This is a genomic window from Curtobacterium ammoniigenes NBRC 101786, from assembly GCF_001571045.1.
GTDB classification, from domain to species: Bacteria; Actinomycetota; Actinomycetes; order Actinomycetales; family Microbacteriaceae; genus Curtobacterium; species Curtobacterium ammoniigenes.
This window is the reverse complement of record NZ_BCSV01000002.1, coordinates 74339-99210: the sequence shown is the minus strand read 5'-3', so window position 1 is coordinate 99210 and position 24872 is coordinate 74339. Positions and strand designations below refer to the sequence as shown.

Here is a 24872-nt window from a genome sequence, read left to right as displayed (position 1 = left end):
GTCCACTGCCAGGTGTTGCAGCCGCGGGCGTCCGGCGCGTGCCCGGGCGTCGGGCGCGACGAAGCCCCCGTCCGTTATCACTTTCGCGCGAACTCGAATGGTGTGGGAGCGACCGCCGCGTACCACGGCAGGCATCGGAATCCGTCTCGCGAAGGAGGAACGCATGTTTGAACGATTCGACGCACCGGAGCAGGTCTTCACCTACCGGCTCGGGTCGGCACTGCACATGGAGCAAGGGTCGCTGAAGATGCTCAACGAACTCAGCGCTGCGGCGGGAGACTCGGGGGTGAAAGAGCTGCTGACGCAACACATTCACGAGACCGAGCACCAGGTCGAGAACCTCAGCCGGGTATTTGATCTCATGAACATCGACGCTGAGGACAATCCGTCGCCGACGACGAAGGGGTTGGAGTCGGAAGGTGAGTCACTTGTCCGGAAGGCGGAGCCACCGGTCATCGACGACGTCGTACTCGCGGCGGCGCTCGGCGCGGAGCACTACGAGCAGGCCGCGTACGAGTCGCTGATCATCACGGCGAACGCGCTCGGCCGCGATGACGTCGCTGCCCTGCTCGACGAGAATCTGAGCCAGGAGCGGCACGCTGCGGAGGCGCTGCGTCAGAAGGCGCGCGAGCTCGCCACGCGATAGGCGGGGGCGACGGGCCTGACTCGCATCAGTCGCGGGGGCGGGAGTCGGCGGCGACGATCGTCTCCGCGGCGCTCCGCGCCTCCGCGGCCCATGCCACAGTCGGCTCCGTGTGCGCACCGACCATCGCGCCGTCGTGGAGCATCGCCAGCCGGATCGACACCGCGGAGGGGTCTCCCGCTACATGGCGAGAAGCGCTCGCCTTCCGGCGCGAGCTCCCTTAGGCTGCGACGAGGAACGGGGGACCAATGGGCGTCATCGGAACGCGGCATCGAGCGAGTCGTCTGCGGGAAACGGCCGCACGTTTGGGCGGCACGGGTGCACTCGTGATGGTCGGTGTGCTGGCGCTGTCGGGCTGCACTGCGCCAGCCGCGTCCCAGACCGCGGGGGCCAACGGGAGATCCGACCACGCCGAAGCGGCGGCTGCAACGGCATCTCCGTCGCCGTCGGGGGCTGCGCTGTCCGACTCGACGACCGGAAGCGTCGATCCGGTCGCGAGAGCAGCAGCGAACGCGTGGATCACGAGTGCCGTTCTTCCGCCGAACGCCGTGCGCTCAACGGAGCAGGCCGATACGCCCGACGACGCTCCGCCGCCTCCGATCTGCACACATATGGCCCATGCCAAGGCGTACTGGTCGCTCCCGACCATGAGCCCCGACGCGGCCATCGCCTGGCTGAAGACGCACCCGAGTCCCGGACTGATGGTGACCTTCTCGAGCGACCAGGGTGGGTTCGGCACCGTCGCAGACCAGGACGAGCAGAGTGCGACGAGCACAGTCAATTCGCTCCTGTTCACGGTGGTGCGAGTGGGATCTGGGACGGGCATCCGAGCAGACGCGTACCGTCTCGGCACGGACTCGGTGTGTCCGTCGAATCCGGGCGGCGCGGCCTTCGGGTACGGAGGCTGAGCGCGGGCACGTACGTCACCTTCGATCCGCTTCGGGTGAACACGTGACGGAGTTTCGCCGGTGCGCCCTGCACGGTTCCGGTGCAATGCCCGGTGCCGCTCGCTCTCCGTCCAGCGGTTCAGCTTTCATCAAGCGAACCCTGCACGAAGGAGCTCGCCGTGAACCCCTCGCATCTCGACCCGACGTCCGGTCGGCTTGAGGCCGCCGCCGTTGCCACCGCCGGGGCCGAAGCTGCCACCGCCGAAGCCGCGGAGGCCGATGAGGCTGCCGTACCACGCTTGACCTCGAACGGCTTCGGCCGCAGGTCGCTCTTCGCCGCCGCGATGGTGGGTGCTCCAGCGATCGCACTCTCGGTCGCAACCCCCGCTGCGGCGGCTTCGGCAGGCGCCGCACTCTCGGTCGCGTTCGGAAACAGCACGCCCCGAGCGCCCGGTTCGAGTCTCGCCGATGGGGTGGCGACGGTGCGATCAGTCGCCGGCCACCCCGTGCCGAACGAGACGGTCACCCTGTCCGTCACCGGACCCGCGTACTTCGGCAGCCCCGGGACGACCACGTTCGTCACCGTCACGAACGCCGCGGGTGAGGCGTTCGCGACCGGCCTCACCGCGGGGGATGTCAGCGGAACGGTCGTCCTGACCGCCACCATTACCGGAGTTGCTGCGCAGACCGCGGAGATCGCCGTTGCAGTACCCACCGGTTCAATCGCCTTCGCGCAACCGAACTACCCTGCGGCCGTTGGCGCAACGTTCGCCATTGCCGGAAGGGTTGCACAGACCGGAGGCCCAGCGGTCGAGTCCGTTGCCCTGAGTTACTCCGGCGGCCTGAGCGGGCCCGCCAGGGCGACGGTTTCAAGCGGAGGGGCCTTCACGGTGACCGGAGTCGTCGCGCCGAGTTCTGCCGCGATCACCGGTACCATCACCGCGACGCAGGTGGGTTTGACGTCGGGCAGCACCCAGGTCCTGACGGTCGGCGGGTACATCTCGTTCGATCAGAGCGCATACCGCGCGTATCTGAACGATCCGCCGTTCAGCGGTTCGCGGGGACGGTTACCACGTTTGCGGCATTCCCGCTTCCCGCGTCGTTGACGTTGACGTACCCATCGGGTGTGACTCCTGGCCCAGCGTCGGTCGCCGTTTCGGCGGATGGGCATTTCGTCATCCCCGACTTTCCCGCGACCGAGGTCGGAGGGCCGGGCGGCGGCCGCGCACTGGTCGCGTCGGCTCCCGGGCTCAACGACGGATCGACGCAGCTGTTCACCCAGCCCTCGAACAATCCGGCGGACCTCGCGGGCCCCACGTGGGGTTCGGGCACGTTCGCGATCGAGCCCGATGCTTCCGGCACGGTCAGCGGATTCAACAACCGACCGAACGCCACGATCATCATCCCCGGGAACAGCTACCCCCTGACCTACACCGGCGGATACACGGGGCCCTCGACGGTCACGCTGGCAGCAGACGGAACCTGGTCGGTGACCGTCACCGCGCCTCCGGAAATAGGGTCGGGAACCATCACGATCGCTGATCCAGCAGGAGCGCAGTACAAGTATTCGACGGTGCTCATCTCGTATTAGTCGCTCAGTGCTCAGTGCTCAGTGCTCAGTGCTCGGTGCTCGGTGCTCGGTGCTCGGTGCTCGGTACTCGGTGCTCGGTGCTCGGTGCTCAGCGCTCTCGGTGCACGGAGGCCGTGGCCGCCTTCCGGCGTCGGCCGAGAGGGCGCGCACGAGCGGTCAGGAGAGAGCAGCACCCGCTGCGCCGATGGCCAGCGCGATGAGATAGCCCGCGGCCAATCCAGCCCCCGGCCCGATCACCCAGCCGCGCAGAATTCCGAGCAGGCTTTTGCGGTGCACGGCGTTCCGCCCCCGGGCAAGACCGGCGCCGGCCATGGCGCCCACCAGTGCCTGATTCATAGAGGTGAAGTACCCGAACGAGACCGCAACGAGGACCACCGCGGCCTGAACGAGTTGCGCGGCGGTCGCCATCGAGCGATCGACGGCCACGATGTCGAACGCGACTCTTCGAAGGAGTGGCCTGCCCCACGTCAATACGCCGACCGCGAGTCCGAGGCCTCCGACGCCGCCTGCGACGAGCGGCGTCAGCGTCCCCGTGCCGACGAGGGAGCCGGTCGCATTGGCAACGTCGTTCGCCCCCATCGCGAACGACGCGACAGCGCCGACCGTGGTCAGTGCGATGCCGAGGCCGAGCCCCGCACTGGCAGGGAGGCGCGGTGCCGGTCCGGTGGTGCGCCTCCCATATCGGTCAAGCAGGCGTGTAAATGCGAATCCGAGGAGCGCAGCGAGCGGCGGCGCGACGACCCAGATGATCGCGAGCGTGCCGATCGTCGCCCACTCCACTCGTGCGTGCGCGGCGAGGGCGACGCCGGCAACCGTGAATACCAGGATTTGAATGGTCGACGTTGGCACTTTCGCGACGTTGAACACCGTCGTCAGCGCAAACGCGACACCCACGATGATGATTTGCCCCACGACGGTGAGGTGGTCGTGCACCAGTCCGTGGCCGACGGTGTGGGCAACGCCGTGGCTCGCGAGCAGCGCTCCGATGAAGGTCAGGGGCGCCATGATGAGGAGCGCCTGCCGAGCGGAGACCGCCCGGAGTGCGTGCGGCATGCCCATGCATGCGCCGGTGTAATGCGCGCCCATGCTCACCGCGAATCCGATGGCGACGGCGACGAGGAGCAGGCTCGCAAGGTCGGCATGCATCGCTGGGTATCTTGACGGGTCTGCTGTATGACAGTCAACATTGAGCCAATGTCTATTGAGCAAACGGGAGTTTTGGAGCGCGCGGCGCGCTTTGCTGCGCTGGGGGACCCGACGCGACTGGCGATCGTCGACCTCCTCGCCCTGCGCGATCTGGCGCCGGGGGAGTTGCAGACGAGACTCCGGATCCCATCGAACTTGCTCGGCCATCATTTGCGCGTGCTCGAGCGTGCGAACGTCGTCGCGCGGTCGCCCTCCGAAGGTGACCATCGGCGCACCTACCTGCGGCTGCTTCCCGGCGCGCGCGGATTCGCGGTCGCCGGGGTCGCATTGGAGGCCACGGGCTTGGTCCGGCAGAGATCGCTTGGCTTGGTCCGGCAGAGATCGCTGCGGGAATCGAAACGCATCGTATTTGTGTGCTCGGGGAACGCTGCGCGCTCGCCAATCGCCGCCGCGATCTGGAACGCGTCCGATGCCGTCCCAGTGCCAGCCGTGTCGGCGGGAACGCACCCAGCTCCCGGACCTGCACCATTCGCGGTTGCGGCGGCGGCGCGACATGGGCTCGATATCCACGCGCATGAGCCCGTTCAGTTGTCGAACCTCCGGCGACCGCAGGACACTGTCGTTGTGTTGTGCGATCGGGCCTATGAGGAGTTAGCCGATCCGTCCGTCCTGCATTGGTCGACCGCGAATCCCGCGACGACCGGGGATGAGGCCGCGTATGAACGGGCGTTCTCGGCGATCGACGAGCGTGTCGCCGCGCTCGTGTCGATCGTCGACAGGTCCATTACGGAGTGAACGGTGCTTTTTCTACTGGTTGTGAACGCGCTGGTTGCGGGATACAACTTCGGCACCATTTGGGCGCACGAAGCTGACATCTTCCGCACGTGGCGGCTCGTCGGCGACTCGTTCCATGCGGTGCAGGCGGCACACTGGCGGAGGCTCCCCTATTGGGTGTTCGCGCCGGTGGGCATCGGGCTTGTCCTTGCGATCGTGATGCTCTGGGTGCACCCTGCGCACTCGCCAGCTTGGGCGATGTGGGGCTCGCTCCTCGCGCAGGTCGTGTCCGGGATCTTCACGGGCATGTTCTGGGGGCCGTGGCAGGCGAAGCTCTCGACCGATCCCGAGGGGGCTCGGAGCGTGTATCTCTCGCGCATTCTGCGCACGCATTGGGTGCGGACGGGGTTGTACACCGCGAATGCGCTGATCGTGTTCGCCTGGCTGTACGTCGTCGCGCGGGGGTGATTCCGGCGCTGGGGCGCTCCGGTGGCTCAGGCATGCGGTCGGGCGCCGAGTCTGTTCGGGCTGGGCTGGGCTGGGCTGGGCTGGGCTCGGCTTGGCTTGGCTGGCTGGGCTCGGGCTCAGCTCCGCCAGAGTCCAGTCGTGTCCGCCTTCTCCGCGATCTGCGTCTCGATAATCCTCGTGAGCAGGTCGTAGTCGATGGGGTCGCTCCACCCGATGCGGAAGAGCCGTTGCGTCGTGGTGTATCCCGCAGCCTCGATGTCCGCGCGCATCCGGTCCATGAGTTCCGGCTCGGGACCGATCGCGATGTTCTTCGCGAACACGGAGAAACCGATGATGTACGTGCCGTGATGCAGGAACATCGGCTGATTCCACTTGACCGCGAGCTCGAGTTCAGGCCAGGTGCTCGCGACCCAGTCGATGAGCCCTTCGACCTTTGCCCGCTGCTCGGGCACGGTCATGCCGGCGAGGAACTCGTCGACGGTGGTGTAACGCGCCATGCGCAGATGGTAGCGCGGGTGGCGGGAGCCGGAGCCGGAGTGGAGCCCGGAGTCGGAGCCGGAGTGGAGCCCGGAGGGGACACGCGCCATGAGCATTCCGCCGGAGTGAGGTTCTTGCCGCCGACGCGCCGTGCGCGTTCCGCCGGGTTGAGGTTTGCGCTCGCGACACGCCGCCTGCATTCCACCGGGGATCAGGTACTTGCTCGCGACACGCTTCGGAGGTCGGAAACCTGAGTTCCCGGCGTAACTGAGCCGCGTGTCGCGGCGCAACGGAGCCGCGCGTCGCGGCGCCACCCTGCCGACCGTCCCGCCCCAACCGGTAGCGCCAGCGCACGACCGCACCCAGCGCCTCCCGCGTACCGTGGCGGCGTGACCGACGACAAGCACACCTCGCCATCGCATCACTCGTCATCGAACGGGGGCCACCAGCATCGGCCGCCGCATCTGCAGCGGGGCGGCTGGCTGCCCGCGCAGGATGAGCTCGAGGCGTGGCTCGACGGCCACCGCTCCCGCGCCCACGAGCGCGAGGATCGATCGCTTCGCCCCTCGGTCCAGGCACTCGCCGGTCTCATTGCGACGGACCCCGTGGTTCGCATGCAGTTCACGCTCATGCTCGAGCAGGAGCCCCGCACCCGGAACTACGCGGGCCAGCACATCAGCTCGGTTGACGAACTGCTCCTCCTCATCGACGAGGTCACGCGAACTGCCCCCGCCTTCGCGGAACACGGCATGGTTTCGACACCGTTCGCTGCTGTGCTTGATCGGACCATGGGCACTCCCGCCGGAGAGGCGGCGTATCGCAACCCTCGCGTGAACGAGGCATTGCACGGGATCCTCGCCGAGTGGGAGGAGTTCCTGAACTCCGAAGACTCCCTCGGCACCCTGCACGATGGACCGGGCGGCTGGATGTCGGAGGCAGCGCGCACCGTGGTCGGCATCGACCAGTTCCAGCACGATCCGGAGGCGCGTCACTGGGGATTCACCTCGTGGAACGATTTCTTCACGCGGCGGCTCCGCGAGGGTGCTCGCCCAGTGGCGAGCCCGGACGACGATTCGGTGATCGTCAGCTCATGCGAGGCGACTCCGTACCAAATCAGTCGTGACGTGCAGCGGCGTGACGCGTTTTGGGTGAAGTCGCAGCCCTATTCGCTCGAGGACCTTCTGGCGAATGACCCGGCGGTCGACGAGCTCGTTGGCGGTGTCGTGTACCAGGCGTTCCTCAGCGCGACGAATTACCACCGCTGGCATGCGCCGGTATCGGGCACGATCCGCCGTGCATGGGTGCAGCCCGGCACGTACTTTTCCGAAGCAGACTCGGAGGGCGCGGACGCCGCGAACCCGCCGGACTCGCAGGGCTATCTGGCGCATGTGGCGGCGCGCGCGATCATCCTCATTGACGCGGACGACGAGCACATCGGGCTGGTCGCGGTGGTCCCGGTCGGCATGATCGACGTCTCGTCGTGCGTCATCGGAGACGGCATCGCCGAGGGCGCGCACGTCTCGAAGGGTGACGAGCTCGGATACTTCCAGTTCGGAGGCTCGACCGAGTGCATCATCTTCCAACCCGGCGCGATCGCGGAGTTCGCGGTCGACGCGATCCCGCAGAGCGCCGGTCGGCAGCCTCAGGTGGTGCCGGTGCGGAGCGCGCTCGCGAGGGCGCACCGCGACTGAGGGCGGAAGGGTGCGTGTGGGCACCACGACTGAGGCCTGAAGGGTGCGTGTGGGCACCGCGACTGAGGCCTGAAGGGTCGACGCGCCGCTCGTGTTTCGCCGCTGGTCAGGTTTCTGCACGCAACACGCTCGGCCTGCGCGTCGGCGCGCCGCTCGCGTCCCGCGGGTGGTCAGGTTTCTGCGTGCAACACGCGCGGGAAGTCACGTTTCTGACCTCGGGCGGAAACTGAGCCGCGTGTCGCGGCGGCAATTCGCTGGGGCCGCGTATCGCGGCGAGAACGGGCTCGGCGAGCGCGCAATTAGCGCCCGTCGCCCTGTCGCAACCGGTACACCGCCGCCTGAGTTCGGCGCTCGACGTGCAGTTTGCTGAGCACGACGGAGACGTTGTTCTTCACGGTCTTCTCCGCGATGTGCAGCCGCTCGCCGATTTGCCGATTGGTGAGCCCATCGACAATCAGGTCGAGGATCTGCCGCTCCCGAGGAGTCAATTGGTCGGGATCGTTCCACACGCTCCGGCCAGAACCGGGTTCGTTCGCGGGCCTCGCCTGGTGTGAGGTGCTCGACGCGTGCTCGTTCGGCTCTGTTCCGGTGTGTTCCTGCCGGGTCGATGAGCGCCGGTCCGTGTCGGCGGTGTTCAATCCGCCCGCGCCCGCGCCCGTGCCCGAAGCGCTCGAAGTACCCGAACTACCCGGGGCTGCGCGGCCCGTGCCCGCACCGCCCCGGCCCGTGCCCGTGCCCGAGCCGCTCGAAGCACCCGGACTACCCGGGGCAGCGCGGCCCGTGCCCACACCGCCCCGGCCCGCACCCCCACCGCCCAAACCGCCCGCGCCCACCTCGGCCACGAGCGACGCTCGTACCCGCTGCAGGAGGTCCGGCGAGAACAGGGTGGCACCGGTCGCGGCCTTCCGGATCGCCTCGACGAGTGTGTTGCCGCGGATGTCCTTCAGCACGTATCCGCTCGCACCGGCGAGCACCGCGGAGCGCGTCGCCTCGTCGTCGTCATATGCGGTCAGCATGAGACACGGCATGTCCGGGTGCTCCGATCGGACCGTTCGGCACAGGTCGATGCCGCTCCCGTCGGGGAGCCGGACATCGAGCACCGCGATGTCGGGTTGGGTCGCCGCGATCCGCGGCACGGCTCTCGCGATGCTCTCGGCCTCTCCGACGACCTCGAGATCGGGCTGAGCATCGATCACCCGGGCGACGCCCTGCCGGACGAGCTCATGGTCCTCGACAAGAAACACACGCAGCGTCATACCGACCTCTCCTCCGCACCGAGACGCTCCGACGCGCCTTCCGCCGCGGCCCGCCCAGCCGGCGTCGCGCCTTCCGCCGCGGCCCGCCCAGCCGGCGTCGAGACCTCCTCCGCACCGAGACGCTCCGACGCGCCTTCCGCCGCGCCCCGCCCAGCCGGCGTCGCGCCCGCCGCCGCGGCAGCCCCAGCCGGCGTCGAGACCTCCTCCGCCACCCCATCGCCACCCAGCGGCACCCGCCAGACCATCGATGTCCCGCCGTTCGGTCTGCTCTCCAGGGAGTAGTCGCCGCCTCTGGCGACGGCGCGAGCGGCGAGGTTCGCGGTGCCGCTCGCTCGAGTGGCTCCGCGAACGCCGCGGCCGTCGTCGTCCACCCGGACGTGGAGCGAGCCGTCCTGGATGGCGACTCGAACCTCCACGGCGGATGCGTCGGCGTGCCGGGCGACGTTCGTCAGTGACTCGCGAACGACGGCGACCACGTCGTCGCCGAGTTCCTCCGGCACGAGCACGTCGACCGCGCCGGCGAATGCGACGGTCGGCGTCGACCGCAGGGTCGCGCCCGCTTCGGACACGACCTCGAGCACACGGTGCCGCAACGTGGCCTGCGAGGTTCGCGGGCGCGTGAGCGTGAACACCGCGGTGCGGATCTCCGCGATCGCCGCGTCGATGCCGTCGATCTGGTCGTTGAGTTCGCGCCGGAACCGCTCCGGGATCGCCGGTTCGATGCTCTGCAGCGTGAGTCCGACCGCGAACAGCCGCTGAATGACGTGATCGTGGAGATCCCGAGCGATGCGTCCGCGGTCCTCAATGCGTTGCAGCTCCTGACGGTCGCTCCGGCCACGCGCGAGCTCGATGGCGACACTCGCCTGCGCCGCGAAGTCCGCGGCCAACTGCATCTCGAACGCGCTGAACCGCTGACGGTCGTGCTCGCGGGCCAGGAGCAGCGTGCCGAGCGTGATTCCGGACACGGCGAACGGCACCGCGACCGCCCACCGGAGCCCCTCGGGCCAGATCCCGTCGTCGCGGAGGCTTCCGCTGGTCACGTCGCCGCTTGCCAATGATCGGTCGATGAACCGGGAGGCGCGTGCCTCGATTGCGCTCGGAAGGTCACCTGCTCCAAATCCCCGGACGCTCGTCAGACGGAGCATCTCGGCGTCGTCGCGGCTGACGATGCACCCGAAGTCGGCGCCGACGACCGGCAGCACATTGTCGACGATGACGGCGAGCCCGTCCACCACGCCGTCGGTGGAAAGGAGCGCCGTCGTGACCTCCGTGAGCGCGTTCGACCATGCTTCGCGTCGCCGCGCTTCCTCGAGCACGCGCGCATGGTCGATGGCACCGCCCGCGGCCGCGGCGAGGGAGACGACGAGCTCCTCGTCTTCTTCCGAGAACGTGCCGCCGTCGTCGCGCGTGAGGTACAGATTGCCGAACAGCTCGTCGCGGACCCGGATCGGAACGCCGAGGAACGCGTCCATCGGCGGATGGTTGGGCGGGAACCCGGACGAGCGGGCATCGCCGCCGATGTGCTCGAGCCGGAGCGGACGCTGCGACGCCCCGATCGCTCCGAGCAGTCCGCGGCCACGAGGGAGGTCGCCGATTGCCTCCGCCTGATCCGTGGTCAGCCCGACGTGGATGAACTGTTCGAGGGTGCCGTCTGGGGCGAGCACGCCGAGCGCGCCGTAGCGGGCGCCGACGAGTTCCAGCGCTGCCTCGACGATGCGCCGAAGCACGGTCGGCAAATCGATCTCTTCGACGACGACCCGGCTCGCGTGCAGCAGGCTCCGAAGCCGCCCCTGTGTTGCAAGGACGGCGTCAGCGCGTTCCACCAGTTCCTGAATCGTGCGCTCGAGCGCGGTCCGCGGCTCGTTCGGAAATTGAATCGGCGCTTCCTCGTCCGACACGCGACGCTCCCTCCGTCGAGCACAGCCTAGGGCCGTCGTCCGTGGCGAGCAGCAGCACGGTGTCAGTGGGCCGACGGTCCGCAGCCCGGTGCGACACGAGCACCACCGCGCGATCAGCGAGCACAGCGCGGAGCGTTGCCATGACGGCAGCCGCGGTGTCGGCATCGAGATGCGCGGTGGGTTCGTCGAGCAGCACGATCGGGGCGTCGCTCAGCAGGGTGCGGGCGATGGCGACGCGGGCGCGTTCACCGCCGGACAGGGACGCGCCTCCCGCTCCGACACGGAGGCTCAACCCGTCTTTCGCACGTCGGATGAGCTCCCCGAGTCCCACCTGTTCGAGCACCGCAGCGATGGTCGCGTCGGACGCGCCGGGGCGGGCGAGGAGTAGGTTCGCGCGGATCGTGGAGTCGAAGATGTGCGCCTCCTGCGGGAGCCATGCGACGGCGCGGCTGATCGCGTCGCGTCGGAGCGAGGTCGCGTCATCGGCCCCGAGGCGGTAGGTGCCCGCGCTCGGCGCCAGCGCCCCGAGGAGCACGGTGAGCAGGGTGGTCTTTCCGGAGCCGGACGGGCCGTCGAGGACGAGCCACGCACCTGTCTCGATCGCCGCGCTGACACCGCGCACGGCAGGCTCGAGCTCGGGGGACCAGCGCGCGTCGACGTCATCGAGCGCGAAGCCGGTGATCGGCGCGGACGCCAGCGCAGGACCGCCGACCCGCGCCGGACGAAGGACCGGCCGCAGCCGTGTCCAGGCCGTCGCGAGCGCCGGCGCACGCTGCACGCCATCGAGTGCGGTGAGCGCCGGTTCGATGAGCGCCAGCGGAATGAGTGCCATCACTCCGACAATCGGAACCGCTGTGCCGGCCGCCGCACCAACGGCGACGAGGAGCACCGCGGTCGCCGAGCAGGCGAGGACGGCAATGGCACCGCCGACTCCACGGGCGAATGCGCTCCGCCGTGCAGCGGTGCGTGTTGCGGCGTCGATCGCGTGCAGCCGGTCGAGCACCGTGCGCCCGGCGGCGTTGCCGCGCAGGTCGTCGGCTGCCGCGACCGTCTCGGCGAACAGGCGTGCGCTGCGGCTGCGGAGCGCGACTGCGCCAGCCCCGGCTGCCCGGTCGACGGTCAGCGCGAGCACGGGAGCGACGATGAACGCTGCGACGATCCCCGCCAACAGAATCGGCAGCGCGAACGGCGCGACGACCGCTGCGGCGACGACTGCCGCGAGCGCCGCGCATGCGCCGACGACCGGTGGGACCAGCACGCGGGGGATGAGATCCCGGACCTGATCGACGCCCACGATGAGCAGGTCCAGCGCGGTCGCGCCGGTGCTCAACCGTCGGCTCGCTGCGCCGTGGGCGGCGAGCCCGGTCCAGAGCCGGTCACGGAGGATCGTGACCGCGCGGAGCACCGCGTCGTGCGTCACGAGTCGTTCCGCGTAGCGGAGCACCGCACGTGCAATGCCGAAGAACCGCACGCCGACGATCGCAACGAGCAGGTACATGATGTCCGGCCGCTCGCTCGCGCGGACGATCAGCCACCCGGATACGGCCGTGAGCGCGCCGCCCGCGATGACCGCGCCGACACCGAGCAGGCCTCCGCCGGCGAACCGCGCGGCGACCGGCCGCAGCACCCCGGCGAGCCCGGTGAGCCCGGTGAGTCCCGTGAGCCCCGCCAGCCCGGGGCGCCCGGCGAGGTTCGGACGGTCCGGCTCGGCGATTGTCTGACCGTTCGACCCGGCGAGTGTCGGGCGGTCGGGCCCCGCGAGCGGTCCCGCGGCAGCGTCGAAGCGCTCGCCGGAGAGTGCCGGGGCCGCGTCGTCGCTCGCGTCACTGACCGCCGGCCGCAGCGAGATGGTGGGAGGCGCCTCCAGACCGAGCAAGTCGGCTCGCCCGCCCGCACCACCCGCGCCGCCCGACCCGACCGAGACGACCGCGTCGGCGAGCGCGAGCGTCGACGGCTCGTGCGTGGCGAGCACCACCGTGACACGGCCGCGCAGCTCGCTGATGCACGACTCGATGAGCGTCCGATCGTCTGCGCCGAGGTGCGCCGTCGGCTCGTCGAGCAGTACCAGCGTGGCACCGGCGTCGACGCGGGCGAGGACGCGCGCGAGCGCGAGGCGCCGCAGCTCGCCGAGGCTGAGCTGGCGCGGATCATCGTCACCGTGCTGTTCGAGGCGGACGCGCTGCAGGAGCGCGGCGACCGCCTCGTCCGAGAGCGTCGGGTTGTACAGCCCGACCTCCGCAGCGACCGTTTCCGCCATGACGACGGGATGCTGCGGCAGGTACGCGGTTCCGCCAGCGGGCACGCGAACGGTGCCGGTGACCACCGCGTCGGCGTCGAGCAGCCCGGCGAATGCGCGGAGGATCGTGCTCTTCCCGCTGCCGCTCGGTCCGACGAGCGCGGTCACGCCGAGCGGCACCGGCGTCAGGTCGACGCCGTCGACGACGGTGGGTCGGCCAGCGTGGCTGACAATGAGCCCGTCGAGCGCGGCCGGCCCGGTCGTCACGGGTACCGTGTGCATGGGTGCGCGCAATACGTCTTGGGCGCGCTGGTAGGCGGCGAGCCCGTCCTCGCCGGCGTGGAATGCGGCGCCGACGTCGCGGAGCGCTCCGTAGCATTCGGGTGCCAGCAGGAGTGCGGTGAGACCGGCCCAGAGGGGCATCTCGCCGCCGAGAAGCCGCAGACCCACCGCGACCGCGACGACGGCGACGGAGATCGTCGCGACGAGTTCGAGCACGAGCGATGACAGGAACACGACCCGAAGCGTCGCCATCGTTCGCTTCCGGTGCTCGTCGGCGATGCGGTGCAGCGCGTCGGATTCTTCCTCGAAGCGTCCGAGGCCGACGAGCACCGGCAGCCCTCGGGCGAGTTCGACGAGGTGCGCGCTGAGTCGCTGGAGGCTCGCCGCCGCGGCATCCACGCGGTCTCGCGTGTGGAGGCCGACCAGCGCCATGAACACAGGGATCAGCGGGACCGTCACCGCGATGACCGCCGCGCTCACCCAGTCGGCGAGCAGGATCCGCGCGCCGATGACCACGGGGAGCACCGCGGCGGTGACGAGTGCCGGCAGCACCGTCGTGCAGTAGGTGTCGAGCCCCTCCAGGCGTGCGGCGCCGAGCAAGAGCGTGTCGTCGGTCGTCGCCGGTCCGAGCGCACGATCTGCGAGCGCGCGCCGGAGCTGCGCGACGAGATCCGCCCCAGCCCGAGCGCCCACGACCGATCCGGCCCACGTCGCCGCCGCGCGCAGCACCGCTCCGGCGAGCCCGGCGATCACCGCGGCCCGCGGATCTCCGTGTGTGGCGACCGCCGCGATCCCCCGGGCGATCCCTTCCGCCACGAGCACGATGCCGACTGCGCGGATCGCAGCGATCAGACCGAGCGTCACGACGGTCTGTCTGGAGGCGGCGGCCAACGGGCCACGCCGGTTCCGTTGCGTCCCCGTGGAACGCGGCCCCGCGCCTCCAGAGCGTGCGGTGGGAGGTGACCCCATACCCCCGGAGCGTTCCGAGCGCGACCGCTGCAGCGTCACGGGCGCGCTGCCCGCGTCAGCACCGCGGGGAGACCCGGGATGTCGCGTTCGCTGATGCGCCTCCGGAACACCCAGTACGACCAGGCCTGATAGAGCAGGACCAGCGGGAGGCCGATGAGGGTGACGACGGTCATGACGCCCAGCGTGTAGGAGCCACTCGCGGCGTTGGAGACGGTCAGGTCCCAGGCGCTGTTCACGGTCGACGGCAGAACCACCGGGTAGACCGCGGCGAAGATCGAGCCCGCGCCGGCGCCGATGAACGTGGCGATCCCGGCGAAGGCGCGTCCTTCTCGTCCGGCCCGTGCGGCGAGCCAGCCGAGCACCACGGCGATCACCGCGACGACGACGAGCGACCAGCTCCCCATGTTGCCGCTTCGGAGTTGCACCGCGAGCACCCAGATCACGATGGGAAGCAACGCGATCGGGGTCGCGCGGACAACGAACCGGATGCTCTTCGTGCGGACCGGCCCGTCGGTCTTCAGTCCGAGGAACGCCGCCGCATGCACCAGGCAGAAACCGACGACGGCGAGGCCTCCGAGCACCGCCCATCCGTTCAGCCAGCCGAAGGCGCCGCCGACGCTGTCGCCGTTGCGGTCCAACGGGAGGCCCGTGGTGGTCAGCGCGAGCGCCGCTCCGATCCCGAACGCGACGATGGTCGAGCCGATGCCGATCGCGAGGTCCCAGGCGCGCGTCCACCGCTCGTGGTGCACCTTGCCCCGGTATTCGATCGCGACTGCGCGGGCGATCAGGCCGAGGAGGACCAGAGTCAGCGGCACGTATAGCGCCGAGAACAGCGACGCGTACCAGAAGGGGAAGGCTGCGAACGTGGCGGCGCCGGCGGTGATGAGCCAGACTTCGTTGCCGTCCCAGACCGGGCCGATGGTGTTCAGCATGACGCGGCGTTCACCCTCGCCGCGAGCACTGAACAGCATGTGCATGCCGACGCCGAGGTCGAACCCTTCGAGCAGCAGGTAGCCGAGCCAGAGCACGGCGATGGCGATGAACCAGACGGTGGGCAGCATGTCGGTGGTCCTTCTGGGATCAGTAGGCGAACGAGGTCAGTGGGCGAACGAGGTCAGTAGGCGAACGAGAGGACGTCGTCGGAGGCCGGCTCCGCTGCGTCCGGCGCGAGCTCGGGCATCGCGGACACGACTCCGCCGCGGATGAATCGGACGAGGAGCACCACCTCGACGACGAGCAGCACGGCGTAGATGCTGCCGAGGCTGATGATCGAGAAGAGCAGCTCACCGCTGGACACGCCCGGCGAGACGGCCGCCGCGGTGAACATGAACACCCCGTCGATGCCGCCCGGCGTGGGGTTGGGGGCGACGACGAACGGCTGGCGGCCCATCTCGGTGAACACCCATCCGGCGGCGTTCGCACCGAATGGCGCGAGGATGCCGAACAGGGCCAGACGGCTCAGCCACTTCGATGCCGGGACCGTGCCCTTACGGGTCAGCCACAGGGCGACGGCCGCTGCGAGCGCTGCGAGCGCGCCGAACCCGATCATGATCCGGAAGCCCCAATAGGTGACCTGCATGTCGGGGACGTAGTCGATCTTCTGCCCCGAGTGCACGCCGTAGATCGAGCCGGTCGGCAGAGTGGTGCCGTACTTCGCTTCGTACGTCGGCAGCAGGTCCTTCACGCCCGTGACGACGGTGTGCGTGTCGCCGTGGGCGAGGAACGACAGCAGGCCCGGGATCTCGATGACGGCCTTGACGCCGGTGCAGTTCGTCGATCCGACGTCGCCGATCGACAGGACCGAGAATCCGGTGCCGGTCTCGCACGCTGCTTCGGCGGCCGCCATCTTCATCGGCTGCTGCTGGAACATGAGCTTGCCCTGCGTGTCGCCCGTGATCGCGACGCCGGCGAATCCGACGATCGCGATGACCGCGCCGACGCGGAGCGCCTTCAGCCACACCTGGTGGTCCAGGGCGTCGCGGGTTGCATCCGACGCGGACTCGCCGACGATCACACGGCCGCGGTCGTCCACCGTGTCGATGCCATCGCGGCGTCGGCGCCACAGCTGGTACCAGGCGATCCCAAGCAGGAATCCGCCCGCGACGGCGAACGATCCGGTAATCGTGTGCGAGTACGCGGCGAGTGCGGTGTTGTTCGTCAGCACCGCCCAGATGTCGACCAGTCGTGGGCGCCCGTTCACCAGGGTGACGCCGACCGGGTGCTGCATCCACGAGTTCGCCACGATGATGAAGAACGCCGAGATGATCGACCCGGCGACGGCGATGCAGAGCGTTGCCAGGTGAATGCGCTTCGGGAGGCGGTTCCAACCGAATATCCACAGCCCCAGGAACGTAGATTCAAAGAAGAAGGCGAGGAGGCCCTCCATGGCGAGCGGAGCGCCGAAGACATCGCCGACGAAGCGGGAGTATTCGCTCCACGCCATGCCGAACTGGAACTCCTGCACCAGGCCGGTCGCGACGCCCATGATGAAGTTGACCAGGTAGAGCTTTCCCCAGAACTTCGTCAAACGCAGCCAGTGGCCGTTCCCGGTGCGGACCCACCTCCACTGCATGAACGCCACCACGGGACCGAGCCCGAGGGTCAGCGGAACCATCAAGAAGTGGTAAACGGTCGTGATGCCGAACTGCCATCGGGCGATCTCAACGGGATCCATGCAGACTCCTTCTCGCGGTGCGCTTCAACCCTGTCGTGGGGCTCCGGGCGGCGGAGAGGGCCGAAAGTCCCGGTTCGGGAGAGAGGGGACGCGCCCCGCGCGTTCCGCGTTGTGTCAGGACGCGCCGCGCGCGTTCCGCGTGGTGTCAGGTTTCTGCGGTCAACACGCTGCTGCGGTGAGGTTCCTGTGGTGCGGGCGAAACTGAGCCGCGTGTCCGCGGCGGCCCTGGCCTGAGAGCGTGGCGCCGAGTTCGAGCGGGGAGAGGGGACGCGCCGCGCGCGTTCCGCGTGACGTCAGGTTTTCGCGGTCAACACGGTGTTGTCGCGAGGTTCCTGTGGTGCGGGCGAAACTGAGCCGCGTGTCCGCGGCGGCCCTGGCCTGAGAGCGTGGCGCCGAGCTCGAGCGGGGGAGTGACGCGCCGCGCGCGTTCCGCGTGGTGTCAGGTTTTCGCGGTCAACACGGTGTTGTGGTGAGGTTTCTGCGGTGCGGGCGAAACTGAGCCGCGTGTCCGCGGCGCCCCGGCCCAGCTGGGAGCAGCCCCGCACCCTTGAGCCCGGTGAGTGAGGAGCTCCGGCACCCGCCCCCTGGTGCCCTGCCCGATACTCCGCTACGGTTGGGCATTAAGCGCATTTGCGTGAACTCTGCTGCACCGGTTGAAGGACCGATCCCGACGGAACGTTGTCCACTCCTGGTGTGTCGCTGTTCTGCCGGAACCTTCGGCATCGCGATCTCTTCGACGTGTGTCGTCACCACGTAGCGGACCAGACCGCGCGGTCTCCGCGCAGATGGAAAAACACCCGCGTCGTATTCGCGACCGCGGTGTGAGCGAGCATGTGCTCGCGACCCGGTGTAACCACCGGAAACCTCCTCGACATTCGGTCGGGGTGAATACAGTGAAAGAGATAGACACGCATGGCCACTGGCATCGTGAAATGGTTCAACAACGAAAAGGGCTTCGGATTCATCGCTCCCGATGACGGCTCCCAGGACGTCTTCGCGCACTTCTCGAGCATCGTCGCCACCGGCGGCTACCGCTCCCTCGAGGAGAACGACCGCGTCGAGTACACCGTCGGCGAGGGCCGCAAGGGCCCGCAGGCGGAGAACATCAGCGTCGTTCGCTGAGTCCGCTCGCACGAGAGTGCTTCACGGCCGTCCCGCTTCTGCGGGGCGGCCGTTTCTCGTTGGTCCGGACTCAGCTCGGCCGAGTGATGAGCGGCTTGTATTCATCGCGGGGTGGGACGGCATTGGGGGGCTGGACGGGGATCACGCGCCCGCATGGGACTACGGGACCCGACGGGCTCTACGGACACCGCTATCGCCCGGCCGAACGGCGCTACAGAATCCCGGCGTGGGCGAATTCGATCAGGCGCCACACGAAGATGACGGCGCTCGCGAGCCCGAGGACGAGGCCCCAGATGGACCACCCCATGCCCGAGCCTTTGCCGCCGCCGAGACCATTCGCGGTGGCGATGCCGATGGAGCCGAACACGACTGCGAGCACACTCGGGATCGCGACAAAGTCGACGATGAACGCCAGCAGCCCGAACACGCAGCCGAGATAGCCGTACATATTGCGTCGCCGGGTCTCGCGATACTGCTCGGCCTTCCAGCGCTTGTGCGCACGCCGATCAAACGGAGGCGCGGTCTGATTCCACGGCGGTGCGACAGCGCTGCTTGGGGGCGGCGGATACCCGCCGTTCACCGGTCCTCCAGTTGAGACCCATTGGTGGTCGGCCTGCGATGCCCAGAGCGGAGCGGCCGCCGGTGTCGGACTCGGCGCGACCGCGCCATGCAGGTCGTTTGTCCAAGTGGTTCCGTTCCACCATCGCTGCTGCGCCGGATTCTGCGGGTCGGGATACCAGCCGGCGCCCGGAACTGAGGAGCCGGTCGAGTCGCTCATGGCAGCACGGTAGCGGCAGCTGGACCGGAGCGATACCGAAGGATCCTCACCCAATTGTGGGGGTACCGGGCGCAGGATCCCTCCCGTACCGCGGGAGCCTGCGGTTGTGCGCTGCGCAATGTGTACTGCCTCTGCGCCGATGTCGGATCAGCGCTCTAACCTTCGATCAAAGGGGGCACATCATGGGGAACAGAGCATCGGAAGAGCCGCTCGAGTCGCATCGCAGCAGGCTGATCGCATTCTTGTCAGTCGTTCTCGCGGGCGGAGTCGGCGCCGTCATCGCGACGCTCACATTGCAGCTCACGCAGTAACGACGACGCCAGAGCGCGCGGAAGTTCGGCGCGCGTGTCGCGAAGTGCGGCGCACCAAGCAGCGCACCAGCGCGCCACCGCGGCCGCACAGCGCACCCCGGCCCCTACGGCCAGGTCAGCGCGACGGCGAGCGCGTTGAACAGGACGTGCGCGACCAGGGCGGTGCCGAGCCTCCCGGTGCGGGCGACGACGGCCGCGACGAGCGCGCCGAGCAGGAACGTGGACACGAACTCGACGGTGTCGCCGAGCGCGGTGCTCTGCGCGACGAACACGTGCATGATTCCGAACACCACGGCGGAGATGAGCACGGATGCGATGACGCCCCCGCGCCCCTCACCCGCGGCGGACGCGCGTCGCAGCAACCACTGCAGCAGCAGTCCGCGGAAGAACAGCTCCTCGATCACGGGTGTGATCAGGCAGGTCCCGACGACGAGCAGCACCAGCTCCCCGACGGGAGGGCCGCCGTCGACGCTCGCTTGGCCTCCGAATCCGGTGGTTCCGAAGAACCCGAGCGACAGGAATGCGTCCACCGCGCGGCAGATGAACGCGATTGCTATGCCCCAAAATATGTCGGTAGCGGAGAACCGGATCCACAGTGTTCGCATGAACCATCCCGGCCCGGGCAGCCGCAACCAATAGGTGCCGATTCCGATCGCAACGCCGAGTGGCACCCATACCGCGAGGTCGGTGACGAGCATCCGGAGGGTCGGCGAACCGGCCAGCGCGATTCCGGCGCCGAATGCCGATGTGAACCCGATCGCGGCGGCGAGCCGATCGAGCAGCACGGCGGCCAGGAGCCCCACCACGATCGCCGTGGCGACCCGCGAGAGTGCGCGCCCGCCCGGCTCAGACGAGGGAGGCTCAGCAGTCGTCATGCGCCCACGCTACGGGAGCCACGACGCGGCCGCGGCACCGCTCACCCACCGAGCGACCGGTGCGCAATCCGACCCGAACGTTCATCTCGCGACCCGAGCGCCGCTCATCCCTATGGCACAATGTGAAAACCGTCGGCCGGGCGGAACGGTGAATTGGGACGATTCGCGGTACGGGCGGCAGGCACGACGGTTTTCAAACGGGGAAGGCGGCCGCGTGGAACTCCGCGACTACATCAGGGTGCTGCGCAAGAGTTGGGTGCTCATCCTGGTCTTCGCGCTGGTTGGGGTGGCGGCTGCGGCTGGCTATTCGATCATCAAGAAGCCCGTTTATTCAGCGTCCGCGCAAGTGTTCGTGTCGACGGAGACGAGCGGCAGCGCCGCCGACCTGGCGCAGGGCAACACGTTCACCGAGCAGCGGGTGCTCACGTACTCGAATCTCGTGACGACGCCGATCGTGCTGCTGCCGGTGATCTCACGTCTGCGCCTCAATACGACCGCGCAGGATCTCGCGAAGCTCGTGTCGGCGACGGCGCCGACGAACACGACGCTCATCACGATCACCGTGAACGACAAGAACCCGGTCGACGCGGCGAACATCGCGAACGCGACCTCGCAGAGCCTCACGAACGTGGTGCAGAGCATCGAGGCGACGGACGCGAACGGCCGCAGCACCGTCAAGCTCACCCGCGTGCAAGAGGCGCAGGTGCCGAGCGTGCCGACCAGCCCGAAGGTGCCTCTGAATGTGGTGTTGGGCCTCCTGGTCGGGCTGGCGCTCGGCGTCGGTATCGCGGTGCTGCGGGAGACGCTCGACAACCGGGTCCGCACCGAGGACGACGTCGAACGGATCAGTGACGCGCCGATCATCGGCGGCATCGCGTATGACAGCAAGGCGTCGCAGCGGCCACTCATCGTGCAGGCCGATCCGCGGAGCCCCCGTGCAGAGTCGTTCCGCACGCTGCGCACGAACCTGCAGTTCCTTGACCTGGAGGCGACCGGTCGCGCCCGCACCTTCGTGATGACGAGCTCGGTGGAGTCAGAGGGCAAGAGCACGACGGTCGCGAACCTCGCGATCGCGCTCGACAGCGCCGGCTACCGGGTGATGCTGATCGACGCGGACCTGCGCCGCCCGAAGGTCGCCAAGTACATGGACATCGAGGGCGCTGCCGGCCTTACAGACGTGCTCATCGGCCGCGCCCAGCTCGAGGATGTCGCGCAGCCATGGGGTCGCGGCGCCCTGCGGGTGCTGCCGGCCGGGCCGGTGCCGCCGAACCCGTCGGAGCTGCTCGGCTCCCGCACGATGCAGCAGCTCATCGAGCGGCTCGAGCGCGAGTTCGACTTCGTGCTGTTCGACTGCCCGCCGCTGCTCCCGGTGACGGACGCGGCCATCCTGTCGAAGAAGGCGTCCGGCGCGATCCTCGTGGTCGCCTCCGGTTCGACGCACAAGAGCCAGCTCGCCGGCGCGGTGAGCACGCTTGAGAACGTCGGCGCGAACGTGGCCGGGTTCGTGCTCACGATGATGCCGACGAAGGGCCCGGGCGCATACGGGTACGGCCGGTACGGCTACGCCTACGGGTATGGGCTGTCGGACGACGACGAGACCCCGAAGGCTCCGCGGAAGAAGCTGGCGGGCACCGGACCACTGCGGCGGGCCGAGCGGTGAGCGTGGGGTCGGGGACGACCCGAACGTCTACGATCCTGTTTGTCTGCTCCGGCAACATCTGCCGCTCCCCGCTCGCTGCCCTCCTGCTGGAGGCGAAACTCGGCCCCCACGCGTCGGCGTTCGACATCCGCTCCCGCGGCACGATCGCGGCCGATGGCGTGCCGATGGACGACGATGCGGCAGCGCAAGCGCGACGGCTCGGTCTCGACCCGTCCGAGCACCGCTCCGCCCCGCTCACCACTGAGGATGTGCGGCAGGCGGACCTGATCCTGACCGCTGAACGCTCGCATCGTTCGGCAGTGGTGCGGTTGGATCCGCGGGCGGCGGGTCGGACGTTCACGATCCTCCAGTTCGCGCGGATCCTGCAGGGCCTGGAGCCCGCAGACCTGCAGGTCGACGACACGATCGCGCTCGCCGCGACCGTCGGCCGCCTGCGGGGCGTTGTAGCGCCGCCGGAGGAGCCCGAGGACGACGACGTCGTGGACCCGTATCGGCGGTCGGAGGACGTGCACCGCGCCGTCGCGGACACCCTCAACGAGGCGCTGTCGGTGATCGCGGCGATCCTGCGGAATGTTGCGGAGTTGGGGGCGCAGCGCACATGACGCCGCGTCGGGGGACTCGGCGGCGTCGCGCCGTCATGACGCGACGAGCGCTGGTGATCGTCGCGGTCGTCATCGTGATCCTGATCATCATCGACCTGGTACTCGTGGTGCTCGCGCTGCAGAAGACGGCGCCGCAGCCCGCGACGACGCCAGGGCCGATCCCGACCTTCACGAGCCCCGCATCGCCCGTGCCGTCGCCGAGCGGAACGGTCACACCCGGTGCGGGTGCAGGTGCTGGCGCTGCGGCGGCCTCGCCGTCGAGTACGGCGTCGACCGCGACCGCCGTGACCGGTGTCGCGGGGGACCGCATGCTGTCCGCGGTGTCCGCGACGGAGGCGTGGCGCGCAACCGCCGGTGCCTGCGACGGTGCCGCCCCACTGCTCGAGCACTCCACCGACGGCGGTGTCACCTGGAATGCCGTGCAACTGCCGGCCTCCGTGCAGGCGATCGCAGGGCTGCGGGCGTCCACCGCGCACGTCGCGATCCTCGGCGCCACCGGTACGGCCTGCACCGCGCAAGACTTCGTCTCCACGAACGCCGGAGGCACGTGGTCACCGAGCAGCGACCCCTCCGTTGCCGGGGCGGGCCTGCTCAGTGGTTCCGTGCATCTGACGTCGGGGTCGACTGTTGCGGCGCCGTGCAGCGGGGCCTTCGCCGTGTTCGAGGGGAACACCACCACCACCGTGCTCTGCCCTGACGTGCTCGTGTGGCGGAGCGGCACCGGTGCCTGGGTGCACGTGCCCGTGACCGGGTTGGCGGCGCTGACGGTGAACGGCTCGTCGTACACGATCGCCCGGCAGGGCGTCGCGGGGTGTTCGGGGATCGCGGTCGACTCGATGGTCGCCTACGGTGTCACGCCGGCGTCCACGCTGAAGCAGCTCGGCTGCGCCTCCAAGCTCACCTCAAACGGAGGCGGCCCGGTCGCGATCGCGCAGACCGGTTCGGATGTCTGGCTCTGGGGCGGTTCCAGCGTCGCCCGCTCACTGACGGGAGGCGCGTCATGGTAACTGCGTCCGTCACCTCACCGAACCGTACCGCATCGACCGCGAGCTGGAGCCGCGCCTACGCGCGGCGGTTGCTCGTCACCGACCTGCTCGTGATCCTCTGGGTCGTGTTCGGGGTGCAGATCGCATGGCTCGGGCTCGACTCGAACGTGACGACCAACCAAAACGACCTGCGCGTCGGTTACACCGCCGTGTCCGTGGTGGTGACGCTCGTGTGGCTTGCCGGCTTGGCGTACTACGACACGCGCGGCGATCGGGTGATCGGCGTGGGCAGCACCGAGTACCGCTTAGTCGCCGATTCGAGTGCTCGCGTGTTCGGGCTCCTTGCGATCGCCGCGTACCTGCTGCACGTGCAGCTCGCTCGCGGATACGTGCTCATCGCGTTTCCGCTCGGCATCGTCGTGCTGATCCTGTCGCGGTGGATGTGGCGGCAGTGGCTGATCATCCAGCGGAAACATGGCGACTACTCCTCGCAGGTGCTGCTGGTTGGGTCAACGGCGAGCGTCCGGCACATCGCGAAGCAGCTGGCGCGCCAGCCTGAGGCCGGCTACCACGTGCTCGGGGCTGTCGTGTCGAATGGCGCAGTGGGACTGCTCAGTGGAACCGAGGTGCGTTCGTTCGGCGGTCTGAACGACGTGCAGGCTGCGCTGGCAACGACTGGTGCGGACACCGTGGTGATTACGAGCGCCGACGACTTGCCCCCGGAACGCGTGCGTGAGCTCAGCTGGAGCCTGGAGCCGGGGAACCAGCACCTCGTTGTCGCCCCGAGCCTGACCGATATCGGTGGTCCTCGGATCCACACGAGACCAGTGCAGGGTCTGCCGCTGATCCACGTGGAGACGCCGACGTATGCCGGGCGCAAGCTCTACTTGAAGCGTGCGCTTGACCTGGTTGTGACGTCGGTGCTCATCGTGCTGCTGTCGCCGGTGTTCCTCGCCCTCGCGATCCTGATCAAGGTCGGGTCGCCCGGCCCGGTGTTCTTTGTTCAGGAGCGCGTGGGCTGGAACGGCAAGCCGTTTCACATGATCAAGTTCAGGTCCATGGTCGTCGATGCAGAAGCGCGGTTGCGGGACATCAGTAACCTTGATCGCAGCGAAGGCAACGCGGTGCTCTTCAAGATGAAGAACGACCCGCGCGTGACGCCAGTCGGCTCGTTTATGAGACGCTTCAGCCTCGACGAACTGCCGCAGCTCTTCAATGTGTTGGCCGGCGCGATGTCGCTGGTAGGCCCTCGCCCACCGCTCCAGCGCGAGGTTGATCTCTACGATCCGCATGTTCACCGACGATTTTTGGTCAAGCCGGGCATCACAGGGCTTTGGCAAGTAGGAGGTCGGTCGGACCTTTCCTGGGAGGATTCCGTGCGCCTCGACCTTTACTACGTAGAGAACTGGTCGGTCACTGCCGACCTCGTAATCCTGTGGCGAACCATACGTGCCGTAGTCGAGAAGCGTGGTGCATATTGAGGAGCCGAGCTCGCGAGCGCGGAAATGCTCTGCTCGATCAGTCGAATTCAGATGTGCAAACGTGA

The 24872-nt window shown here is 68.8% G+C and carries 23 protein-coding genes; 13 read left to right on the top strand and 10 right to left on the bottom strand.

Going from position 1 to position 24872, the window contains the following annotated elements; genetic code table 11:
- The first annotated feature begins 163 nt into the window (after nucleotides 1–163).
- A complete protein-coding gene (locus CAM01S_RS04145) occupies nucleotides 164–646 on the top strand; it encodes a YciE/YciF ferroxidase family protein (protein ID WP_169795835.1) in 483 nt (160 codons plus the stop codon).
- Nucleotides 647–671: 25 nt separating this feature from the next.
- On the opposite strand, the gene CAM01S_RS15185 is transcribed toward CAM01S_RS04145, so the two are convergent.
- Nucleotides 672–806 (bottom strand): hypothetical protein, encoded by a 135-nt coding sequence (locus CAM01S_RS15185; RefSeq protein WP_281176676.1) that lies wholly within the window; start codon nucleotides 804–806, stop codon nucleotides 672–674.
- A gap of 85 nt (nucleotides 807–891) precedes the next feature.
- Between CAM01S_RS15185 and CAM01S_RS04140 the strand changes: the two genes are divergently transcribed.
- From CAM01S_RS04140 to CAM01S_RS04130, 3 genes are all read left to right on the top strand, one after another.
- Nucleotides 892–1551, top strand: coding sequence for a hypothetical protein (locus tag CAM01S_RS04140; RefSeq protein WP_066517010.1), 660 nt, complete (start codon nucleotides 892–894; stop codon nucleotides 1549–1551).
- Between the two features lie 158 nt (nucleotides 1552–1709).
- Complete coding sequence (locus CAM01S_RS04135; RefSeq protein ID WP_066517008.1) at nucleotides 1710–2636, top strand: Ig-like domain-containing protein; 927 nt, start codon at nucleotides 1710–1712, stop codon at nucleotides 2634–2636.
- Nucleotides 2637–2656: 20 nt separating this feature from the next.
- The gene (locus tag CAM01S_RS04130) at nucleotides 2657–3121 is read left to right on the top strand and encodes a hypothetical protein (RefSeq protein WP_066517002.1); all 465 of its coding nucleotides are present in this window, start codon (nucleotides 2657–2659) and stop codon (nucleotides 3119–3121) included.
- A gap of 156 nt (nucleotides 3122–3277) precedes the next feature.
- Here the strand turns inward: CAM01S_RS04130 and CAM01S_RS04125 are convergent, their stop codons facing one another.
- Complete coding sequence (locus CAM01S_RS04125; RefSeq protein ID WP_066517001.1) at nucleotides 3278–4267, bottom strand: inorganic phosphate transporter; 990 nt, start codon at nucleotides 4265–4267, stop codon at nucleotides 3278–3280.
- 48 nt (nucleotides 4268–4315) lie between these two features.
- Here CAM01S_RS04125 and CAM01S_RS04120 point away from each other — a divergent pair, with 48 nt between their 5' ends.
- Complete coding sequence (locus CAM01S_RS04120) at nucleotides 4316–5062, top strand: arsenate reductase/protein-tyrosine-phosphatase family protein (protein ID WP_066516998.1); 747 nt, start codon at nucleotides 4316–4318, stop codon at nucleotides 5060–5062.
- 3 nt (nucleotides 5063–5065) lie between these two features.
- Nucleotides 5066–5509 carry a hypothetical protein gene (locus CAM01S_RS04115; RefSeq protein ID WP_157071410.1) on the top strand — a complete coding sequence of 148 codons (444 nt, stop codon included), beginning with the start codon at nucleotides 5066–5068 and terminating at the stop codon, nucleotides 5507–5509.
- A gap of 116 nt (nucleotides 5510–5625) precedes the next feature.
- Here the strand turns inward: CAM01S_RS04115 and CAM01S_RS14810 are convergent, their stop codons facing one another.
- Nucleotides 5626–6006, bottom strand: a complete 381-nt coding sequence (locus tag CAM01S_RS14810) for an iron chaperone (protein ID WP_169795834.1) — start codon at nucleotides 6004–6006, stop codon at nucleotides 5626–5628.
- A gap of 369 nt (nucleotides 6007–6375) precedes the next feature.
- Between CAM01S_RS14810 and CAM01S_RS04105 the strand changes: the two genes are divergently transcribed.
- Nucleotides 6376–7677 carry a phosphatidylserine decarboxylase family protein gene (locus CAM01S_RS04105; protein ID WP_066516981.1) on the top strand — a complete coding sequence of 434 codons (1302 nt, stop codon included), beginning with the start codon at nucleotides 6376–6378 and terminating at the stop codon, nucleotides 7675–7677.
- Nucleotides 7678–7976: 299 nt separating this feature from the next.
- On the opposite strand, the gene CAM01S_RS15275 is transcribed toward CAM01S_RS04105, so the two are convergent.
- From CAM01S_RS15275 to CAM01S_RS04080, 5 genes are all read right to left on the bottom strand, one after another.
- On the bottom strand, nucleotides 7977–8933 hold the full coding sequence (locus CAM01S_RS15275; protein ID WP_066516980.1) for a response regulator: 957 nt from the start codon (nucleotides 8931–8933) through the stop codon (nucleotides 7977–7979).
- A complete protein-coding gene (locus tag CAM01S_RS04095) occupies nucleotides 8930–10831 on the bottom strand; it encodes a sensor histidine kinase (protein ID WP_066516978.1) in 1902 nt (633 codons plus the stop codon). The genes CAM01S_RS15275 and CAM01S_RS04095 overlap by 4 nt, the downstream gene beginning before the upstream one ends.
- Entirely contained in the window at nucleotides 10743–14213 is a 3471-nt protein-coding gene (gene cydC / locus CAM01S_RS04090) for a thiol reductant ABC exporter subunit CydC (protein WP_169795833.1), read from the bottom strand. The genes CAM01S_RS04095 and cydC overlap by 89 nt, the downstream gene beginning before the upstream one ends.
- Nucleotides 14214–14353: 140 nt before the next feature.
- Complete coding sequence (gene cydB, locus CAM01S_RS04085) at nucleotides 14354–15379, bottom strand: cytochrome d ubiquinol oxidase subunit II (protein ID WP_066516970.1); 1026 nt, start codon at nucleotides 15377–15379, stop codon at nucleotides 14354–14356.
- A 53-nt stretch (nucleotides 15380–15432) separates the two neighbouring features.
- On the bottom strand, nucleotides 15433–16992 hold the full coding sequence (locus CAM01S_RS04080; protein ID WP_066516966.1) for a cytochrome ubiquinol oxidase subunit I: 1560 nt from the start codon (nucleotides 16990–16992) through the stop codon (nucleotides 15433–15435).
- 912 nt (nucleotides 16993–17904) lie between these two features.
- Here CAM01S_RS04080 and CAM01S_RS04075 point away from each other — a divergent pair.
- Complete coding sequence (locus CAM01S_RS04075; RefSeq protein ID WP_066516962.1) at nucleotides 17905–18114, top strand: cold-shock protein; 210 nt, start codon at nucleotides 17905–17907, stop codon at nucleotides 18112–18114.
- A gap of 211 nt (nucleotides 18115–18325) precedes the next feature.
- On the opposite strand, the gene CAM01S_RS04070 is transcribed toward CAM01S_RS04075, so the two are convergent.
- Complete coding sequence (locus CAM01S_RS04070) at nucleotides 18326–18892, bottom strand: DUF2510 domain-containing protein (protein WP_066516959.1); 567 nt, start codon at nucleotides 18890–18892, stop codon at nucleotides 18326–18328.
- Nucleotides 18893–19074: 182 nt separating this feature from the next.
- Here CAM01S_RS04070 and CAM01S_RS15180 point away from each other — a divergent pair, with 182 nt between their 5' ends.
- Nucleotides 19075–19203, top strand: coding sequence for a hypothetical protein (locus tag CAM01S_RS15180; protein ID WP_281176675.1), 129 nt, complete (start codon nucleotides 19075–19077; stop codon nucleotides 19201–19203).
- A 104-nt stretch (nucleotides 19204–19307) separates the two neighbouring features.
- Here CAM01S_RS15180 and CAM01S_RS04065 read toward each other — a convergent pair whose 3' ends face one another.
- A complete protein-coding gene (locus tag CAM01S_RS04065) occupies nucleotides 19308–20078 on the bottom strand; it encodes a CPBP family intramembrane glutamic endopeptidase (RefSeq protein WP_083527746.1) in 771 nt (256 codons plus the stop codon).
- A 214-nt stretch (nucleotides 20079–20292) separates the two neighbouring features.
- On the opposite strand from CAM01S_RS04065, the gene CAM01S_RS04060 reads away from it, so the two are divergent.
- Genes CAM01S_RS04060 through CAM01S_RS04045 form a run of 4 tightly spaced genes read left to right on the top strand, consistent with a single transcriptional unit; the run spans nucleotide 20293 to nucleotide 24807 of the window.
- Nucleotides 20293–21738 carry a tyrosine-protein kinase domain-containing protein gene (locus CAM01S_RS04060; RefSeq protein WP_066518460.1) on the top strand — a complete coding sequence of 482 codons (1446 nt, stop codon included), beginning with the start codon at nucleotides 20293–20295 and terminating at the stop codon, nucleotides 21736–21738.
- Entirely contained in the window at nucleotides 21735–22340 is a 606-nt protein-coding gene (locus CAM01S_RS04055; RefSeq protein ID WP_083527745.1) for an arsenate reductase/protein-tyrosine-phosphatase family protein, read from the top strand. Before CAM01S_RS04060 ends, CAM01S_RS04055 begins: the two co-directional genes overlap by 4 nt.
- A gap of 35 nt (nucleotides 22341–22375) precedes the next feature.
- Nucleotides 22376–23347: a beta propeller repeat protein gene (locus tag CAM01S_RS04050; RefSeq protein WP_157071408.1), complete on the top strand. Its 972-nt coding sequence runs from the start codon at nucleotides 22376–22378 to the stop codon at nucleotides 23345–23347.
- Nucleotides 23341–24807 carry a sugar transferase gene (locus CAM01S_RS04045; protein ID WP_066516951.1) on the top strand — a complete coding sequence of 489 codons (1467 nt, stop codon included), beginning with the start codon at nucleotides 23341–23343 and terminating at the stop codon, nucleotides 24805–24807. The genes CAM01S_RS04050 and CAM01S_RS04045 overlap by 7 nt, the downstream gene beginning before the upstream one ends.
- The last annotated feature ends 65 nt before the right edge of the window (nucleotides 24808–24872 follow it).

Bases quoted from the DNA above. Each gene is read 5' to 3' on its own strand.
- CAM01S_RS04050 (WP_157071408.1), top strand. From the start codon at position 22,376: ATGACGCGACGAGCGCTGGTGATCGTCGCGGTCGTCATCGTGATCCTG.
- CAM01S_RS04080 (WP_066516966.1), bottom strand. From the start codon at position 16,992: ATGGATCCCGTTGAGATCGCCCGATGGCAGTTCGGCATCACGACCGTT.
- CAM01S_RS15180 (WP_281176675.1), top strand. From the start codon at position 19,075: ATGGGGAACAGAGCATCGGAAGAGCCGCTCGAGTCGCATCGCAGCAGG.
- CAM01S_RS14810 (WP_169795834.1), bottom strand. From the start codon at position 6,006: ATGGCGCGTTACACCACCGTCGACGAGTTCCTCGCCGGCATGACCGTG.
- cydB (WP_066516970.1), bottom strand. From the start codon at position 15,379: ATGCTGCCCACCGTCTGGTTCATCGCCATCGCCGTGCTCTGGCTCGGC.
- CAM01S_RS04045 (WP_066516951.1), top strand. From the start codon at position 23,341: ATGGTAACTGCGTCCGTCACCTCACCGAACCGTACCGCATCGACCGCG.
- CAM01S_RS04075 (WP_066516962.1), top strand. From the start codon at position 17,905: ATGGCCACTGGCATCGTGAAATGGTTCAACAACGAAAAGGGCTTCGGA.
- CAM01S_RS04145 (WP_169795835.1), top strand. From the start codon at position 164: ATGTTTGAACGATTCGACGCACCGGAGCAGGTCTTCACCTACCGGCTC.
- CAM01S_RS04140 (WP_066517010.1), top strand. From the start codon at position 892: ATGGGCGTCATCGGAACGCGGCATCGAGCGAGTCGTCTGCGGGAAACG.
- CAM01S_RS04120 (WP_066516998.1), top strand. From the start codon at position 4,316: ATGTCTATTGAGCAAACGGGAGTTTTGGAGCGCGCGGCGCGCTTTGCT.
- CAM01S_RS04125 (WP_066517001.1), bottom strand. From the start codon at position 4,267: ATGCATGCCGACCTTGCGAGCCTGCTCCTCGTCGCCGTCGCCATCGGA.
- CAM01S_RS04065 (WP_083527746.1), bottom strand. From the start codon at position 20,078: ATGACGACTGCTGAGCCTCCCTCGTCTGAGCCGGGCGGGCGCGCACTC.
- CAM01S_RS04070 (WP_066516959.1), bottom strand. From the start codon at position 18,892: ATGAGCGACTCGACCGGCTCCTCAGTTCCGGGCGCCGGCTGGTATCCC.
- CAM01S_RS15275 (WP_066516980.1), bottom strand. From the start codon at position 8,933: ATGACGCTGCGTGTGTTTCTTGTCGAGGACCATGAGCTCGTCCGGCAG.